Annotated in this window: 19 protein-coding genes; all 19 read left to right on the top strand. The window is 44.5% G+C overall.

What is annotated here, in order from left to right; translation table 11 throughout:
- The first annotated feature begins 44 nt into the window (after window positions 1–44).
- The 19 genes from atpF (at window position 45) to NXG62_RS06160 (ending at window position 18,054) form a co-directional block, all read left to right on the top strand.
- Window positions 45–542: a F0F1 ATP synthase subunit B gene (gene atpF, locus NXG62_RS06250; RefSeq protein ID WP_427114087.1), complete on the top strand. Its 498-nt coding sequence runs from the start codon at window positions 45–47 to the stop codon at window positions 540–542.
- A gap of 1 nt (window position 543) precedes the next feature.
- Window positions 544–1,113 (top strand): F0F1 ATP synthase subunit delta, encoded by a 570-nt coding sequence (locus NXG62_RS06245; RefSeq protein ID WP_427114086.1) that lies wholly within the window; start codon window positions 544–546, stop codon window positions 1,111–1,113.
- A complete protein-coding gene (gene atpA, locus NXG62_RS06240) occupies window positions 1,110–2,645 on the top strand; it encodes a F0F1 ATP synthase subunit alpha (RefSeq protein ID WP_427113739.1) in 1,536 nt (511 codons plus the stop codon). Before NXG62_RS06245 ends, atpA begins: the two co-directional genes overlap by 4 nt.
- A gap of 3 nt (window positions 2,646–2,648) precedes the next feature.
- Window positions 2,649–3,509: an ATP synthase F1 subunit gamma gene (atpG, locus tag NXG62_RS06235; protein ID WP_427113738.1), complete on the top strand. Its 861-nt coding sequence runs from the start codon at window positions 2,649–2,651 to the stop codon at window positions 3,507–3,509.
- Between the two features lie 36 nt (window positions 3,510–3,545).
- On the top strand, window positions 3,546–4,964 hold the full coding sequence (gene atpD / locus NXG62_RS06230; RefSeq protein WP_427114085.1) for a F0F1 ATP synthase subunit beta: 1,419 nt from the start codon (window positions 3,546–3,548) through the stop codon (window positions 4,962–4,964).
- 4 nt (window positions 4,965–4,968) lie between these two features.
- The gene (locus NXG62_RS06225; protein WP_427114084.1) at window positions 4,969–5,385 is read left to right on the top strand and encodes a F0F1 ATP synthase subunit epsilon; all 417 of its coding nucleotides are present in this window, start codon (window positions 4,969–4,971) and stop codon (window positions 5,383–5,385) included.
- Between the two features lie 354 nt (window positions 5,386–5,739).
- Entirely contained in the window at window positions 5,740–7,479 is a 1,740-nt protein-coding gene (locus NXG62_RS06220) for a histidine kinase (protein ID WP_427114083.1), read from the top strand.
- Window positions 7,451–8,203: a LytR/AlgR family response regulator transcription factor gene (locus NXG62_RS06215; RefSeq protein WP_427114082.1), complete on the top strand. Its 753-nt coding sequence runs from the start codon at window positions 7,451–7,453 to the stop codon at window positions 8,201–8,203. The genes NXG62_RS06220 and NXG62_RS06215 overlap by 29 nt, the downstream gene beginning before the upstream one ends.
- Window positions 8,204–8,454: 251 nt before the next feature.
- Complete coding sequence (gene pta, locus NXG62_RS06210; protein WP_427114081.1) at window positions 8,455–9,486, top strand: phosphate acetyltransferase; 1,032 nt, start codon at window positions 8,455–8,457, stop codon at window positions 9,484–9,486.
- A gap of 60 nt (window positions 9,487–9,546) precedes the next feature.
- Window positions 9,547–11,004 carry a [FeFe] hydrogenase, group A gene (locus tag NXG62_RS06205; RefSeq protein ID WP_427114080.1) on the top strand — a complete coding sequence of 486 codons (1,458 nt, stop codon included), beginning with the start codon at window positions 9,547–9,549 and terminating at the stop codon, window positions 11,002–11,004.
- A gap of 633 nt (window positions 11,005–11,637) precedes the next feature.
- Complete coding sequence (locus NXG62_RS06200; RefSeq protein WP_427114079.1) at window positions 11,638–12,051, top strand: SoxR reducing system RseC family protein; 414 nt, start codon at window positions 11,638–11,640, stop codon at window positions 12,049–12,051.
- Between the two features lie 60 nt (window positions 12,052–12,111).
- Window positions 12,112–13,491, top strand: a complete 1,380-nt coding sequence (gene rsxC, locus NXG62_RS06195) for an electron transport complex subunit RsxC (RefSeq protein ID WP_427114078.1) — start codon at window positions 12,112–12,114, stop codon at window positions 13,489–13,491.
- 71 nt (window positions 13,492–13,562) lie between these two features.
- Window positions 13,563–14,615, top strand: a complete 1,053-nt coding sequence (locus NXG62_RS06190; RefSeq protein ID WP_427114077.1) for an RnfABCDGE type electron transport complex subunit D — start codon at window positions 13,563–13,565, stop codon at window positions 14,613–14,615.
- A 2-nt stretch (window positions 14,616–14,617) separates the two neighbouring features.
- On the top strand, window positions 14,618–15,172 hold the full coding sequence (locus tag NXG62_RS06185) for an RnfABCDGE type electron transport complex subunit G (RefSeq protein WP_322351609.1): 555 nt from the start codon (window positions 14,618–14,620) through the stop codon (window positions 15,170–15,172).
- A 2-nt stretch (window positions 15,173–15,174) separates the two neighbouring features.
- The gene (rsxE, locus tag NXG62_RS06180; protein ID WP_322351608.1) at window positions 15,175–15,795 is read left to right on the top strand and encodes an electron transport complex subunit RsxE; all 621 of its coding nucleotides are present in this window, start codon (window positions 15,175–15,177) and stop codon (window positions 15,793–15,795) included.
- A complete protein-coding gene (locus NXG62_RS06175; RefSeq protein WP_322351607.1) occupies window positions 15,795–16,370 on the top strand; it encodes an RnfABCDGE type electron transport complex subunit A in 576 nt (191 codons plus the stop codon). The genes rsxE and NXG62_RS06175 overlap by 1 nt, the downstream gene beginning before the upstream one ends.
- 30 nt (window positions 16,371–16,400) lie before the next feature.
- The gene (gene rnfB, locus NXG62_RS06170) at window positions 16,401–17,246 is read left to right on the top strand and encodes an RnfABCDGE type electron transport complex subunit B (RefSeq protein ID WP_322351606.1); all 846 of its coding nucleotides are present in this window, start codon (window positions 16,401–16,403) and stop codon (window positions 17,244–17,246) included.
- Window positions 17,247–17,341: 95 nt separating this feature from the next.
- Complete coding sequence (locus tag NXG62_RS06165) at window positions 17,342–17,476, top strand: hypothetical protein (RefSeq protein WP_427114076.1); 135 nt, start codon at window positions 17,342–17,344, stop codon at window positions 17,474–17,476.
- Between the two features lie 137 nt (window positions 17,477–17,613).
- Window positions 17,614–18,054 carry an Lrp/AsnC family transcriptional regulator gene (locus NXG62_RS06160; protein WP_427114075.1) on the top strand — a complete coding sequence of 147 codons (441 nt, stop codon included), beginning with the start codon at window positions 17,614–17,616 and terminating at the stop codon, window positions 18,052–18,054.
- Window positions 18,055–18,099: the final 45 nt, after the last annotated feature.

The raw sequence follows: 18,099 nt of genomic DNA, 5'->3' as shown, positions 1-18,099 counted from the left end.
CGGATAAGCTATAGTATATATATGTAATGAGGGAGGAGATCGAATTGATAGATCTGAATGGTACATTATTATTCCAATTCCTCAACTTCTTTGTCCTTGTCGCTATTTTAGCGAAGTTTGCGTATAAGCCGATTTTGAAGACGCTGGAAGACCGCAGAAATAAAATTGCATCTGATTTGAATAATGCACAGGCAGCCCGGGATGCGGCCGAAAAAATGAAGGCCGACTATCAGGAACAAATCAAAAATGCACATGCGGAATCCCAGGCTATCATCGATAAGGCTGTCAAGCAGGCGGATAAAGAAGCTCAGGCGCAGCTGGCTTCTGTCCGGGCGCAGATTACGCGTGAAAAAGAAGTGGCCCAGGCAGAAATCATCAATGAACGGGAATCTGCTATCCGTGAAATGCGTAATGAGGTAGTGACGCTGTCCATGGCTGTGGCAGAAAAGTTGTTGAAAAATAATATAAATACAGATAGAAATGAAAAATTAGTCCATGATTGTATTGCAAAATTAGATATGCAAAAGGTAACGGGTAGATAATATGATATCTGAAATTGTATACAGCAAATACAGCCAGGCGATGTTTAATATTGCCAACGAACAACATAAAATTGAACAATATGATAATGAATTGAAAACCATACGAGATACCTTGCAGATGAATCCTTCATTGCAAAAATTTCTCGTACATCCTAGAGTACCGGAAAGAGTGAAAAAACATATTATTTTTGAAATTTTTGCCGATGATGTGTCTCCCCTCGTGCTGCAATTTATGTACGTCATGATTGACAGGCGCCGGGAAGGTGCCTTGGCAGCCGCCATAGACGGGTTCATCGATTTGTCCCGTGCGGCGCAGAACATAGAAGTGGCAAGGATTCATGTAATCAAGCCATTATCAGCAAAAGAAGAAGCAGAACTCGTTGCCGGACTGGAAAAACTGACGGGTAAGAAAATCGAACCCTTGTATACTGCCGACCCGTCTATTATAGGCGGTATCGTTATCCGGATCGGTGACAGACTAATAGACGGAAGCCTGCTCAGACAGCTCCAGGACATGGAGCATGCCTTGCTGCAGGCGAACGTGACGAATGAGGTGACGGACGCGAAATGAATATGAAGCCAGAAGAAATCACGGCTATAATTAAAAAACAAATCGAAGACTACGACGTGGAGATGAATGTCGACGACGTAGGGACCGTCCTGGAAGTGGGGGACGGCATCGCCCACATATACGGGCTGGATAAGGCCATGTCCGGGGAACTCTTGGAACTGCCTCATGATGTATATGGGATGGCATTGAACTTGGAAGAAGATAATGTAGGCGCTGTGTTGCTGGGGAATGATTCGCTTATCAAGGAAGGCGATACCGTCCGCCGGACCGGGCGCGTGATGCGTGTGCCGGTGGGAGACAGCCTGGTTGGCCGGGTTGTCAGCCCGCTGGGGGTGGCAATCGACGGGAAAGGAAAAATAGAAACAGCGGAAACGCGGCTGATCGAATTTCCGGCGCCGGGCATTGCCGACCGCCAGCCGGTAAAGAAACCGCTGCAGACGGGCTTAAAGGCCATCGATTCGATGGTCCCCATCGGACGGGGCCAGCGCGAACTGATCATCGGGGACCGCGGAACCGGCAAGACGGCTATTGCGATTGATACGATTATAAATCAAAAGGACAGCGGCGTTATCTGCATTTATGTGGCGATCGGCCAGAAAGCCTCCACCGTGGCCCGGGTCGTACGCACCCTGGAAGCCCATGGGGCAATGGCATACACCATCGTTGTAACGGCTACGGCCTCTGACGGGGCGCCGCTGCAATATCTGGCGCCGTATGCGGGGGTGGCAATGGGAGAATATTTCATGTACCAGGGGAAGGACGTCCTCTGTATCTATGACGACCTTTCCAAGCATGCCCAGGCCTACCGGGCGATGAGCCTGCTGCTCCGCCGGCCGCCGGGACGGGAAGCATACCCGGGGGATGTCTTCTATTTACATTCCCGGTTATTGGAACGGGCGGCGAAGCTGTCCGATGACCTGGGGGGCGGTTCCATTACCGCGCTGCCGATCATTGAAACGCTGGCCGGGGACTTGTCGGCCTATATTCCGACCAATGTCATCTCCATTACGGACGGGCAGATATTCCTGGAAACCGAATTATTCAATTCCGGCGTACGGCCGGCGATCAATGTGGGACTGTCCGTATCCCGTGTGGGTGGATCCGCACAGATCAAGGCCATGAAGAATATTGCCGGCACCCTGCGCCTGGATCTGGCGCAGTACCGTGAATTGGCGGCGTTTGCCCAATTCGGGTCGGATTTGGATAAGAGCACGAAGGCCCAGATCGATCGCGGGGAACGGACCATGCAGATGCTGATCCAGCCGCAGTATGAACCGATGGCGGTGGAAGACCAGGTCATGGAAATATATCTGGCGGTCAAAGGGTTCTTGATGCCGGTGGAAGTCCAGGAGGTCACCTTGTTTGAAACGGAATTCATCAAATTCATGCATGCCAATTATCCGCAGGTCGGGCAGGATATCAAAGCCAAGAAGGAAATGACCGGTGAAACGGAAGCGGCTCTTGTTAAGGCTGTAGCAGAATTCACCCGGGAATACGGGGCATCCCATCAGCTGATCAAAGAGGAGGAATAGCGTATGCCGAGTGCACGTGAGATAAACCGACGGATTAAGTCCGTAACGAACACGCAGCAGATAACCAAGGCCATGAAGATGGTATCCTCCGTACGTCTGCGCCGTGCACAGGAACGCGCATTGGCGACCGCGCCGTTTACAGAAAAGATAGAAGGCATGCTGCGTCGCTTGTCGGCGGCCCTGCCGGAGGACGACAATCCTTTCTTTAAGAAAAGAGAGGTCCATCGTACGTGTTATATCGTTATAGGGGCGGATAAAGGGCTGGCCGGAGCCTACAGCTCCAACGTAAACAAAGCGCTGGTGTCGGTCCTTAAAGACAGGCGCCGTGACGGGATCTATCTGATGGTGACGGGACGAAAACCTGTAGAATATTTGAAGCATCTGCGCATTGCGCCGGAATTCAAATGGACGGGGTTTTCCGATAAGCCGCAATTCAGCCATGCACAAAAATTGGCGGCGCAAGTGACCAGGCAGTTCCTTGACGGAGAGTTTGACGAAGTATATCTTATTTATACCCGGTTTCAGTCCGCTTTATCGCAAGAGGTCCAACAGACCCGGCTGCTCCCGATTTCACAGGAAGCGGCGGCAGCGAAGCAGGGGCCGGCGGAAGAATATCTGTTTGCGCCGGATGCGCAGCAGGTATTGTCGACCTTATTGCCGCAGTACCTCAACATGGTGGTCTACAACGGGCTGCTTCAATCGGCAGCCAGTGAGCTGGGGGCCCGCATGACGGCAATGACGTCGGCAACGGATAATGCGGGAGAATTGATCGATAAACTGACGGTACATTATAATAAAGTACGGCAGGCCGGCATAACCAATGAATTGACGGAAATCGTAAGCGGCGCGAACGCGCTGCAGTAACGGTGACGACAAAATACTAGAGAGGAGAACCTCTTCATGAGCAATAAAGTAGGGAAAGTAATCCAGGTCATCGGCGCGGTTATCGATGTGCGCTTCTCTTCGGAAGAAGACCTGCCGAACATCTATAACGCCATCCATGTAACGGGCGGCGAAGGCGAACAGCAGATCGACCTGGTAGCAGAAGTAATGCAGCATTTGGGTGATGATGTGGTCCGGTGCGTAGCCATGAGTTCCACCGACGGATTGGTCCGCGGCACGAAAGCCGAAGATACGGGAGGCCCTATCGCCGTGCCGGTGGGCAAGGGCGTGTTGGGACGTATTTTCAATGTTCTCGGGAAAACGGTGGACAAGGATGACACTCCGGTGCAGGCGGACGCCTATTGGCCGATCCATCGCCCGGTGCCGAAGTTTGAAGAACAGTCGACGGAAACGGAGATCCTGGAAACAGGGATCAAGGTCGTCGACTTGATTGCCCCGTATGCGAAAGGCGGTAAGATCGGATTATTCGGAGGCGCAGGGGTAGGAAAGACCGTCCTGATCATGGAACTGATCCACAACGTGGCGACGGAACACGGCGGCTATTCTGTTTTTACCGGAGTCGGGGAACGGACGCGTGAAGGCAATGATTTGTGGAATGAAATGAAGGAATCGGGAGTCATCAGCAAGACGGCGCTGGTATACGGGCAGATGAATGAACCGCCGGGAGCGCGTATGCGTGTAGGCCTGACAGGCCTAACCATGGCAGAATACTTCCGGGATAAAGAACATCAGGATGTCCTGCTGTTCATTGATAATATTTTCCGATTTATCCAGGCCGGATCAGAAGTATCGGCCTTGCTGGGGCGGATTCCGTCGGCCGTTGGTTACCAGCCGACGTTAGGGACGGACGTAGGGGCCCTGCAGGAACGGATTACCTCGACGAAGAACGGCTCCATCACCTCCGTCCAGGCTGTATATGTCCCGGCGGATGATTTGACCGACCCGGCGCCGGCGGCGACCTTTGCCCATTTGGATGCCACGACGGTGTTGTCTCGTCAGATCGCGGAACTGGGCATCTATCCGGCGGTGGATCCGCTTGATTCCACATCGCGGATTCTGGATCCGCATATTCTGGGAGACGAGCATTACCATACGGCGCGGGCGGTGCAGGAAGTGCTGCAGAAATACAATGAACTGCAGGATATTATCGCAATACTCGGTATCGATGAATTGTCGGAAGAAGATAAACTGACGGTAGCCAGAGCCCGTAAGATACAGCGGTTCCTGAGCCAGCCGTTTGCCGTAGCCGAACAGTTTACGGGGCAGGCGGGACGGTATGTACCGCTGAAGGAAACGATAGCCGGCTTTAAGGAGATCCTGGCGGGCAAGTGTGACGATATGCCGGAACAGGCGTTTTATATGGTAGGGAATATCGAGGAAGCACACGAAAAAGCCAAGACGCTGAAAGGAGAATAAGGCGATGGCAGATACAAAGAAGACGATCCGACTGGAAATCATTACGCCGGACGCATCTGTGTTCCGAGGCGAAGTTGACTTTGTGCTGGTTCGCGCCTTGGACGGGGACTTGGGCATCATGCCCAGCCATGCACCGCTGCTAGCTTCTTTGCAAATCTGGCCGTTGAGCTGTATGATAGAAAATCATAAAAAAAATCTGTTTGTTTCTGGTGGTTTTTTGGAAGTGAATAGCAATACGGTAACTATTGTTACTTTGGCAGCAGAACTAGCAGATCAAATTGATATTAAACGGGCAGAGGAAGCGAAAAAACGAGCAGAAAACCGCTTATACAGACAAGCTGCGGATTTAGACGTAGAAAGAGCACAATTAGCACTGCATAGGGCTCTCGGACGAATCAAGACTGTACGTATTTCCAAATAACGCAGGAGGTAATGATAGGCACGTTCATGAAAACGACCGGCCGCCACTACAAATAGTGGAAATGCAGCGTCGGCTTTATATAAATCCTATCCACATACATTTATAGTATATATTGCGTTGTCTTGCTGGTCATGTGGATAGGGAAAGGTATGCTAAACCACGTAAAACTACACCTCTTTTATAAAATCGAGGTGTAGTTTTACGTGGTTATAGAAGTAGGGTACATTGTTTAAATAAAAGACTGCTTGACAAATTACTATCATATAGCATAATAAAAGCATTGGAGACAATCGAAATCGGAAGGATTTGTCGAGTGGATAGGGGCATAATGGTGTTTTTGCTTTTGGAGTTATTATGGAATATATACTTATTTTTAATGATTATGTAAGGAATGTTGCTGTGTTTGTAATGGTTATGTTTTTGATAACCAGATTGACATATTTTCGCAATTTATTGAATCAGGAACTTTTTAGACGGCGGAATTGGCTGGTTCTTGTGGGTGTATTCGGCGGACTGGCAATGCTGGGGATGGGCATGGGATATTTTGGTACGGGAATCTTTATGGATTTGTCATTGATCAGTGTTGCTGTGGGAGGATTATTGGGGGGACCCTTGATTGGTTTGGGCGTTGGAATTGTCTATGCGATTCCTCGGTTTTTTTTAGGGTATAATGGAATTCCAGGTATGACAGCGGGTATGATGTCTAACATATTTTCCGGTTATTTTTCTGGAATGGTATATCAATTGTATGGTAAAAGACAGATTACCACGCGGGATAGTTTTTTTGTTGCATGTGCTTTAGAAATTTTGTACATAGTAATTAGCTATACTTTTTATCCATATGGTTTTAAGCAAATATCCGATGCTGGATTTTATCTTATCCTTCATTTTCTTTCCGTTGTCAACGGCGTATGTGTGTGTTTTTATATTGCCAGAGGTACATTTACAACACAAGAACGATTGCGGGCGCAGTCAGCACAACAGGCTATGTGTGTGATTTTATCGGCCCGCGGGGTGCTGCGTCATCACGGATTAGATCGTTTTTCAGCCTATAGATTAGCACAAATACTTTTCAAGGAAATCAATGCGGATGCAGTAGCCATTGCGGATACGGAAGAGTTTTTAGCCTTTGTTGGTGAAAATGACAATTACAAGAAAGCTAAAATTTTATTGCGCGGACAAAAAAAATATAATCAGGATATCGTAAAAAATAAGCAGGATATTGTATGCCAGCGCATGCATCTTTGTTTGGAAACAGTTGTTGATTTACCGTTGCGCATTGATGATACGATTGTTGGCAGTGTTAAAATTTATAAAACAAGCAGAGAAAAAATATTTCCTTATGAAGTGCGATTGATTGAAGGGGTTGTGAATTTTTTGAATCTGGAATTATTGCAAACGGAATTGAATCAAAAAACAACCTTATTAATGCAAGCGGAATTTAATTCGCTGAAATCACAAATACGCCCTCATTTTCTATTTAATATGATGGCCAATATCAGTGCGCTTATTCGACCTAATCCCAATAAAGCCAGAAGTTTGATTAAGGATTTATCTGATTTTTTGCGGGTGCATTTAAAATCCAGTAAAGAAGAGATATCTATAACGGAAGAACTGGAATATGTAAATATCTATATTCGTTTAGAACAGGCTCGTTTTGGTGATCGAATTACAGTTATTAAGAAAATAGCAGTAGAAGCATTAAATCATAAAGTCCCTACCTTTTCTATGCAGGTATTAGTGGAAAATGCAGTAAAACATGGAATTACAAAAGTTAAAAAGGGTGGTATTATATATATTACGGTAAGTCATAAAAAAGATTTCCTGCAGATTTATGTGGAAGACAACGGAGTAGGGATTGATCCAGAAAAACTTAGTCAGTTGAAAAAGATGGATTATATAGTCAATAATCAAGAAAGTACCGGTCTTGGTTTAAAGAATGTCAATGCCCGTCTGAAAAAAATTTATGGAGAAGAATATGGTTTACAAATAGAAAGTTTGCAGGGTGCTGGCACAAAAGTTGGTTTTATCATTCCTTGGGATATAAAAGAAGAGGAGAAAAAATATGAAATCATTGCGGGTAATGATCGTTGATGATGAACAACGTATGGCTGAGGAACTGAAAATCATGGTTCGTGAAGCTGATTCGGCCATTGAGATTACGGATGTATGCTATGATGGAGAAACAGCCTTAGCGCTGGCTATGGAAAAAAAACCGGATATAATATTTTTGGATATCGAAATGCCGGGATTGGATGGTTTGAAAGTTGCAGAATGTTTGTCAAAAACCAATAATGCGCCCATGATTGTTTTTGTGACGGCATATGATGAGTTTGCTTTAAAAGCCTTTTCTGTCAACGCGGTAGACTATATTGTAAAACCATTAGATGAAGAATCCATTAAGCGAGTGTTGGAAAAATGCCGAAATATTTTACAGCATTGGGAATTTGATGGAGAAGATGCAAGAAATTCTAAAGAGATTTGTAAAAAATTTTCTGTAGAAAAAGGAGATCGCATGGAGATTATAGACAGTGATACCATTCGCTATATCTATGCTAAAGATCGCCAGGTTTTTATTGTAACGAAAGACGATGTTCAATATTTGACTCGTATGACCTTACATGATTTTGAGTTACGTCTCCCTGTAAAAAAATTTTTTCGCTGTCATCGGAACTTTATCGTCAATATAGATGAAATTCGTCAAATTGTAACGTGGTTTAAACAAAGATATTTATTAGTTCTCAATGGGAAAAATAAGATAGAAATTCCCGTAGGACGCGTATATGTCAATAAAATGAAACAATATATAGAATTATAACAAGGCAAACGGATATAACCAGAGAAACGTATATTTCTCTGGTTTTTTTGTAGGAGCTATTTGTATCTTGTCATCGAATATAAGCTGTTCGTCTTATTTTTCTTGTGACTTTTGTGATGGATTTATACAATGTACATATAGTTACATTATGTAATATATACTATCTAATACAAACATTTGCACGGCATGACTTTCAAGAGTATTGCAAGGACATTACAGAACATTATATGTTTTATATGAGGAGAGATGAGATGAGATTTGTATCGGATTTAAAAAATCGCGTAGCAAAATTGCCAATGAGAATTGTCTTACCAGAAAGCAAGAGCCGCAGAGTGTTAAAGGCGGCGGAACAAATAGCGGCTGAAAAATTTGCTCACGTCATTGTAGTGGGCAATGCATCGGAAATAAAGTCTCGGGCTTTATTGTACCATATTAATTTAGCAGAGATTGAAATCATAGATCCTCTTAAATTTTCTATGTTTGAAATGTTTTGTGATTATTATGCGGAGCGCCGTAAAAATAAAGGGGTAACAAAAGAAGCGGCTAGATTTTTGTTAAAAACTAATTATACGCTGTTTGCAGCTTGTTTAGTCGTTTTTGACATTGCGGACGGAATGGTATCAGGGGCAGTGACGACGTCTGCGGATGTTATTCGGGCAGCATTGCAGATCATCGGCCCGGCACATGACTGCAAAACCGTTTCCAGTTCCTTTATTTTATTGACGGATACGAAACAGTACGGTGATAATGGTATCCTTGTTGTGGGAGACTGCAGTGTTATTCCCGATCCCACAGCCGTACAACTAGCGGATATTGCCTGCAGCTGTGCAGCGCGCGCTCGTACGACCGTGCAGATCTTGGATCCTAAAGTGGCCCTTTTGTCATATTCAACCAAAGGAAGTGGTTCGGGTTCTTCGGTAGATAAGGTACAGGAGGCATTGCGCATATTGCATAACCGCCATGTTGATTTTGATTTTGACGGGGAACTGCAGGTGGACGCGGCGGTAGTCCCGGATGTCGGTAAAATTAAAGCACCTGCCTCGCGTGTAGCCGGCAAAGCTAATGTATTGATCTTTCCTACGTTAGATGCCGCTAATATCAGTTATAAACTGGTGCAGCGATTCGCACATGCTACTGCACTGGGACCTTTGCTGCAAGGATTAGCCAGACCTGTATTAGACTTGTCGCGCGGCTGTTCAACGGAGGATATCGTTGATGTAGCGGCAATCTGCTGTAATGATGCAATTGCTGTAAAACAGTATAAAAAACGTTGTGTTATGTAACGGGTTACGTACTGGCGGCAGCAGGGATATAACAAGAGTCATACGAGAGGTGATATGAAAATGTCAGATTTCGAGAGTAGATTTAAAGAATTAAACAGGCGTGTTGCTATTGATGAACATAATGCTTCCGTACATTTTGATGTTGAAAAATGCAAAAATTGTACCATGTGCCGACGCCAATGTGCAAGCACCATGTCTGTGACAGATTATTATTATTTACAGAGTACCGGAGATGTTCCTATATGTGTCCATTGCGGACAGTGTTCTGCCATTTGTCCTTTTGGGGCAACGACGGCGGTATCCTCTGTAGAAGATGTAAAAGCGGCGATTGCTGATAAAAATTATACGGTCATTTTTCAGACCGCGCCGGCTGTGCGCGTTAGTTTGGGAGAATCCTTCGGCATGCCGTTCGGTACGTTTGTAGAGGGTAAGATGGTAGCTGCGCTGCGAGCCTTAGGCGCAGATTATGTCTTTGATACCTGTACAGGGGCTGATTTGACCATTATGGAAGAAGCCTCTGAATTAGTGCATCGGTTGGAATATGAAAAGGATTTATTACCCCAGTTTACCAGCTGCTGTCCTGCATGGGTAGAGTTTGCCGAAATCTTTTTCCCGGAAATGATACCGCATTTATCTACGTCAAAAAGTCCGATCAGTATGCTGGCTCCCATGATAAAAACGTATTTTGCTAAGAACAAGCAGATAGATCCCAGTAAAATTGTATCTGTCTGTGTGACACCATGTACAGCAAAAAAAACAGAAATTCTGCGTCCGGAAATGAATGCCTCCGCACAATTTTGGGATATTCCCTCCATGCGTGATACTGATTTATGTATTACTACGCGGGAATTAGCGAATTGGATTAAAGAATCAGGCATTGACTTTGCATCATTGCAAGAGGAAGCATATGACGACGTCTTTGGAAAAGCGTCCGGAAGCGGTATTATTTTTGGCAGTACCGGCGGTGTCATGGAGTCGGCACTACGTACGGCATACTACCTAAAAAACGGGGAAACGGCCCCGGCAGATTTTATGGAATTTAAACCGATCAGAGGGTTAAATGGGGTAAAAGAAGCGGAAGTACCTTACGGAAACAAAATTCTCCATGTAGCGGCTGTCAATGGATTATCTAATGTCAGACTGTTTATTCACGAGATGGAAGAAGATATTATGCTGGGACATTATTCTTTTATTGAGGTGATGGCCTGTCCGGGCGGATGCATCGGTGGCGGCGGTCAGCCGCATACTAAACTGCCGCAGACAAATGCAGCCAAACAATCTCGCTCCGATTCTTTATATAAACGGGATTTGGAATGTTCCATACGGTCTAGTTGGCAAAATCCAGATATCAAGAAGTTATATTCGGAATTTTTAATGTCGCCGCTGAGCCCCATTGCTGAATCCATGCTGCATACCAGTTTTAAAAATAAACATTATCGACTAGGCTCTATGGATGACATAACACCGCAGACTTGTCCTACGTCACCACAATATAAAGAAGACACTATAATAAAATAAATCTGTATTCTTCGTAATTTTTTGTCAGATATAACACTCCTTATGGAAATATGCCGGGTATAATTGATGGCGAGGAACATCAATTATACAACGGCATATTTTCACTTATAAAAATCAAATATAGCGGATGAAACATTCGATGATTTATTTTTTACTAATACGGCGATGAATTATTTAGCATGCGGGTGCTGATAAAATAAATGCATGATGAGATGGTATTACAAAAAGATATTGCAAATTGATAACAGGCTAAAATGAATATGTTCTAAAAAGTTACAAATAAAAAAAATAATATTAAATAGTTCATATATATAAAAAACGCAACATATACATCTCGTTTTAGCATGTTAGAAAAAAGACCGGATAAGGCTAATATGTATCAATAAGAGTGAATGCAGGATAATTACCGAACCTTTGCGCTGTTATGTATAATTAATACTTATGCTATTAAAAGATTCATCTTATTTTAGTAAAAATCTTTTGCTTAAATTGCGGTATGTGAGCTAGCTTGCGATAATTTTCACATTGAATATTGCAAAATATGATGTTATAATTAAAGCTGTTGAGAACACACTATTAGTAATGATAACGGTTTTCACTGATTTTATTTTGTGGGAAAGGAGCGATGAAATTATGAAGACGGAAGAAGGGACCATTATCTCTATTGATGAAGTAGGTCTCGCAGAAGTAAAAGTCGGACGCCATTCCGATTGCATCGCTTGCGGAGCTTGTCCGGGCGCTGAAAACATTGTTGTTAAAGCAACAAATCCTATTCATGGCAAGGTGGGCGACCGGGTAACGTTTGAAGTAAGAGAAACCAATGTTGTTATTGGTGCTTTTGTATGTTTCATTATGCCGCTGCTTGTTGCGGCGATTGGCGTTTTTGTTGGTAGATGGGTAAGCACCCCTTTGGGATACGATATAGTGCAGGCGGAAATCATCGGCGGCATCGTGGCATTTCTTATTGCTTTAGTAGGAGTTAAAATGTATGATCGATTCTTATCCGATAAGGAAAGTTCGAAGCCGAAGATCGTATCGATTCTCTAAATTGGTTGCTTAACTGTTTTTATTATTTTTTCATTATAATATTTAATGAGGTGATTTTTGATGATGAAAAGCTTTATCGGTGGGGTCCATCCGGATGATGGTAAGATCTATGCGAAGGACAAAGCAATAGAAACCCTGGCAGTACCGGAAGAAGTAGTCATCCCGATGAGCCAGCATTTTGGCGCTCCATGTACTCCGACCGTAAAAGTCGGCGATCATGTGAAAAAAGGCCAGCTTATTGGGACCAGCGATGCATTTTTGCATGCTGACATCCATGCATCTACTTCCGGTGACGTTATCAAGGTAGCCCCTATGCCCCATAACATGATGGTTAAGTGCATGTCCGTTGTCATTAAGAGCGACGGCTTGGATGAATGGGCAGATGGACTTCCGGAAGAACATGACTGGAATCAATTGAACAGTAAGGAAATCATTGACCTGATTAAAAAGGCCGGTGTTGTTGGCTGCGGTGGCGCTACCTTCCCTGCACATGTAAAATTGACTCCGAACAAACCTGTCGACGTATTTATTGTGAATGGTGCGGAATGCGAACCGTATTTGACAGCCGACTATCGCGGTATGTTGGAATGCTCTGATCGGTTAGTAACGGGTGTCCAAATCTGTATGAAGGCTTTGGGTGTTCAAACCGGTTATATCGGTGTCGAAGATAATAAACCGGAAGCAGTAAAAGTATTGCAGGAAGCCTTTAAGGGTGTGGACGGTGTTTCTGTAGAAGCCTTACCGACTAAATATCCGCAAGGCGCAGAAAAAATGCTGATCAAGGCAGTTACAGGACGTGAAGTGGAACCGGGCGGCCTGCCGATGAATGTGGGCTGTGTTGTCAGCAACGTGGGTACCGTGTTAGCTATTGCGGATGCGGTATGTCACGGTATTCCGTTCATCGAACGTATTACGACCGTAACCGGTGACTGCATTAAAGAACCGAAAAACCTTTTGGTCCGTATCGGTACATCGTATCAAGCTTGTGTTGATTATTGCGGCGGCTTTTCTAAACAGCCGGATCGTGTAATCAGCGGCGGCCCTATGATGGGGCTTGCACAGTTCAGCTTGGATGTTCCTATTGCTAAAGGTGCTTCCGGTATTACTTGTTTATCTGCTGAAAAATGTGAAGTCGGAGAAGAATCTCCTTGTATTCGCTGTGGCCGTTGTGTTGTAGCCTGTCCCATGGGACTTATCCCGAGCCAGTTGAGTATCTTTTCCGAACGCTCTGCCTGGGAAAAATGCATGGAATACGGTGTCATGAACTGCGTAGAATGCGGCAGCTGTGTATATACCTGCCCGGCAAAACGGAATATTGTTCAATATATCCGCAATGCAAAAGGACAATGCAAAGCCCTGCAGGCGGCTGCCAAGGCTAAAACCGAAGCGCAGAAAGCTAAGGCGGAACCTTCGCTGAAGGACACGATTAAAAGAATGTAAAATGGCCGAAGCCGAAACGGAAAACTACGGCAGAAGCCCTGGCAGACAAGTAATAGGGAAGAAGGGATATCATGAGTCCAGTAGCAGAAGGACAAACAAAAGGAAAGGATGCTAAAGACATGCAGGAATATAAATTTACTGTATCATCTTCGCCGCACGTTCGCTGTAACGAAACAATTCCTAAGATTATGTGGAATGTTGTTGCCGCATTGGTACCGGCAGCGGCCTTCGGGGTGTTCTATTTTGGTATGAACGCCTTGGTCAACATCTTTGTAGCAATTGTTTCCGCAGTTATATTTGAATATTTATGGGAAAAAATGATGCACAAAAAAATTACCATTCAAGATGGTAGTGCTGTTATTACCGGCTTATTGCTGGCAATGACCTGTCCGCCGACGTTACCGTGGTGGATGAGCATCGTTGGTTCTTTCCTTGCTATCGTTGTATGTAAACAATCTATGGGTGGTTTGGGGTATAACTTATTCAACCCCGCTCATGTAGGCCGTGCCGGTTTAATGGTTTCCTGGCCGGTCGCCATGACGACATGGACAAGCCTGAATGGCACTGTCGATGCGGTAGCCAGCGCTACACCACTGAATGTATTGAAACATAATGGTCATGATGCATTGCTGTCTATGTTCGGCGGGGATCCCATGACAATGTATCAGCAAATGTTTATTGGTTTCCGTAATGGTTCTATGGGTGAAACCTCCACCGTGCTGTTAGTCCTTGGTGGTTTATACCTCATTTATAAAGGATATGTAAATTGGCAGGTTCCTGTTACCATGATTGCTACTGTAGGCATCCTCATGTGGATCGTTGGCGGCATTCCTCTTGGTACAGGCTTATTCTCCGGTGATCCGCTCTTCCACATGATGGCTGGCGGTCTTGTCATCGGCGCGTTCTTCATGGCTACAGATATGGTTACTGCTCCTATTACGTTAAAGGGACAAATTATCTTCGCTTTGGGGTGTGGTCTGATTACGGTTTTGATTCGTCTTGTTGGCGGGTATCCGGAAGGTGTTTGCTATTCCATCCTCTTGATGAATGCGCTCACGCCGCTTATTGATCGCCTCGTTAAACCCAGAGTCTTTGGCGCAGTAAAGGCAAAGGGGGCAAAATAAAAATGGCTGAAAATCACGAACAAAGTAACATTTTTAAGATTGCACTCAATCTTATACTTACCTGCCTTGTTTCCGGCTGTATTATCGGTGCTGTTTTCTTTGTTACAGGACCAACGGCGGCGGCAAAGGCGGAACAAATGAAACAGGAATCTATGAAGGCTCTTGTTCCTGATGCCGACAACTTTAAAGAAATAGCCGGCAAAAAAGATACCTTCTTGGCCCAAAAGGGCGGACAGACAATCGCCTTTATTGTTCCGAGCGAACCGAAAGGGTATGGCGGACCGATCAAAATGCTGGTAGCTGTTTCTAAGGACGGCGCTGTTCTTGATTACACTATTCTCGAAGCGAATGAAACTCCGGGTTTAGGTGAAAATGCATCGAAACCACCGTTCCGTAATCAGTTTAAAGGTAAGAAATTAGATAACCTGGAAGTAACAAAGACACCGAGTGATACAAAACATATCCAGGCTATGACCGGGGCTACTATTTCTTCCCGCGCAGTTACTAAGGGCGTTAAAGAAGCTGTTGAAGCAGCAGCGCAGTTAGGAGGTAACTGATTATGAGTTTATGGAAAGTATTTACCAGAGGCATCATTGAAGAAAACCCGTATTTCGTACTGGCATTGAGCCTGTGTCCGGGACTTGCTGTTACAACCAGCGTAGTCAACGGCCTTACGATGGGTCTTACGGTATGGTTCGTTATTACCTCAAATAACGTAGTCGTTTCTATTATTCGTAAAACGATCAATAAAAAGGTACGTGTACCGGTGTACATTACCTGTATTGCTACGATTGTTACCTGCGTACAATTATTCTTGATGGCCTATGCTCCGGATCTGTATAAAGCCTTGGGCGTATATCTTGACTTGGTTGTCGTATTTGCCATTATTTTGGCTCGTGCAGAATCTGTTGCTTCGAAGAACGGCGTTGTCGTTTCCTTCCTTGACGGCATGGGCATGGGGATTGGGTTTACCATTGCGATGGTTACCATTTCCATTGTTCGTGAACTCTTTGGCAATGGTACGCTGTTCGGTGTATCCATGTTTGGTGCGTCGTATCAACCTGCTTTGATTATGGCATTGCCGCCGGGAGCCTTTATGCTTATCGGGTTTATGATGGCAGGGCTTAAGATGTGGAATAAATCGCGGGAAATGAAGAAAATGAAAGGGAGTGAAGCGTAATGGGTGCCTATTTTACACTGTTTATCGGTGCAGTATTGATTAATAACTTCGTTTTGACCAAGTTCCTGGGCCTGTGTATCTTCTTTGGTGTTTCCAAGAACTTGAATGCATCAATCGGTATGGGCTTTGCCGTTACCTCTGTCATTACCTTGAGTACAATTTTGGCATGGCTTTTGTACAACTTCATTTTGGTACCATTTGGCTTGACCTTCCTGCGTACTATTACGTTTGTTGTTTTGATCGCAAGTTTTGTACAGCTGCTGGAAATCGTTATTAAGAAAATGTCTCCGACCTTGTATAACATGTGGGGCATTTACCTTATGCTGATTGCAACAAATTGCATTGTTTTATCTGTACCTGTATTGAGCGTAACCAACAATTACAATTTCATCCAAAATATTGTATTTGCCGTTGGTTCCGGTTTAGGCTTTGCTTTAGCATTGATCCTGATGGCCAGCGCTCGTGAAAAATTGGATTATGCCGATGTTCCGGAAGCCTTAAAAGGCACGCCTGTCGCCTTTATTGTAGCCGGGATGCTTTCGTTGGCATTTCTCGGTTTCTCCGGTATGTTATAATCGTTACGCAAAGGAGTTGGAATAGTTATTATGGATTACACTCAAATCGCGATAATGGCGGTTGTTATCATGACCGGTGTCGGCGTTGTCTTTGGCTTCGTCCTGGCTCTGGCCGATAAGAAATTTGCCATGGAAGAAAATCCGCTTATTGGTGAAGTGGAAGAAGCACTTCCCAAAGGACAATGCGGTGCCTGCGGTTTTGCCGGTTGTGCAAAATATGCGGAAGCCGTCGTTCTGGATCCGGAAGTTCCGCCTAACCTCTGTGTTCCTGGTAAAGCTGAAGTTGCAGCTGTTGTTGCAAACCTTACCGGTAAAGTTGCGGAAGCTACAGAACCCAAATATGCTCATATCCGCTGCCGCGGCGGTGTAGGTATTGCTAAACTCGCGTTCAACTATAAAGGGGTTCATGACTGTGCTGCCGCTAAATTGGTACAGCAAGGTCCGAAAGAATGTAAGTATGGTTGTCTTGGCTTTGGAAATTGTGTCAAAGCATGTCCTTTTGGTGCCATGAGTATGGGAGAAAACGGAATCCCTGTGGTGAATAAATCTCTTTGCACCGGGTGCGGCAAATGTGCGTCTATATGTCCGCAGCATGTTATTGAATTAATTCCTATCAGTGCTAAGGTTACGGTAAGCTGCAGCTCGAAAGAAATGGGAGCCGCTGCGCGTAAAGCTTGTACAGCAGCTTGCATTGGCTGTGGTCTTTGCATGAAGAACTGTACGCATAAGGGCGGTGTAAAGGTTGTTGATCATTTGGCAATTGTCGATCCGTCCATCTGCCGTATATGCGATGATTTGACCTGTGTTGATAAATGCCCGACGAATGCCATTGCTGCGTTGGTCGCTAGAACAAAAAAAGAAGAAAATGTAGGTTAATATGAAAAGAAAACGGTATATCAGACCGATATGTCTGGCCGTTTTTATGGTGATGATAAGCTGCTCCGGATGCTCTTTGCGTCCGGAGCAGTCTTATGATAGAAGTGGAATTGCAATGGATACGACGATATCGCTTAAGGGTAACGGGAACGAATGGGATCGTATATGTCACAGACGGATTTAAAAAACAATTTTCTGATTTAAATAGAGCGTTTCGTGTATCGAATTAAGGTAGAAGGCACTGTCTGAACAAGTGTGGAGACAGTACTTTTTTAACTTTTAAATTATCCCTTTACTTTTTCTTTATAATATAAGATAATAAAGAGAGCGGGTGGAGGGAATATTTACATGAAGATAGGAGTAGAAAATGGATCAAATCGATGACAAAATTTTAACAATCCTAAAAAAGAATGGTAAAGTTTCGGCGACAGAAATCAGTAAGGTTGTAGGTCTGTCTATCCCAGCTGTAGCGGAACGTATCCGTAAGATGGAACATAGCGGCATTATTGAAGGATATGGTGCAAAAATCAGTCGTAGGAAGACCGGGTATAATGTAACGGCGTTTATTATGGTAAATCTGGAACGATCGGGAGATGTTGATGAATTCCGTAAAAAAATCATTGATTTTCCGCAAGTGTTGGAGTGCCATCATGTAGTGGGTGCCTTTGATTATTTGTTAAAAGTATTGGTTCATACACCGGATGATTTGGAACACTTCCTTATGACCGAATTAAATGAAATACCGACAGTAGCTTCGTCTCAAACTTTTATGTGTCTATCGACACTGAAGGAAGAATGGAATGTATGAAATTAAATCTGAATATAGCGGGATAGTACACAAAAAAAACGATGT

It is taken from the genome of Megasphaera sueciensis, assembly GCF_050219315.1.
GTDB classification, from domain to species: Bacteria; Bacillota; Negativicutes; order Veillonellales; family Megasphaeraceae; genus Megasphaera_A; species Megasphaera_A sueciensis.
The sequence above is the reverse complement of the archived record's forward strand: the minus strand, read 5'-3'. Positions and strand labels throughout refer to the sequence as shown.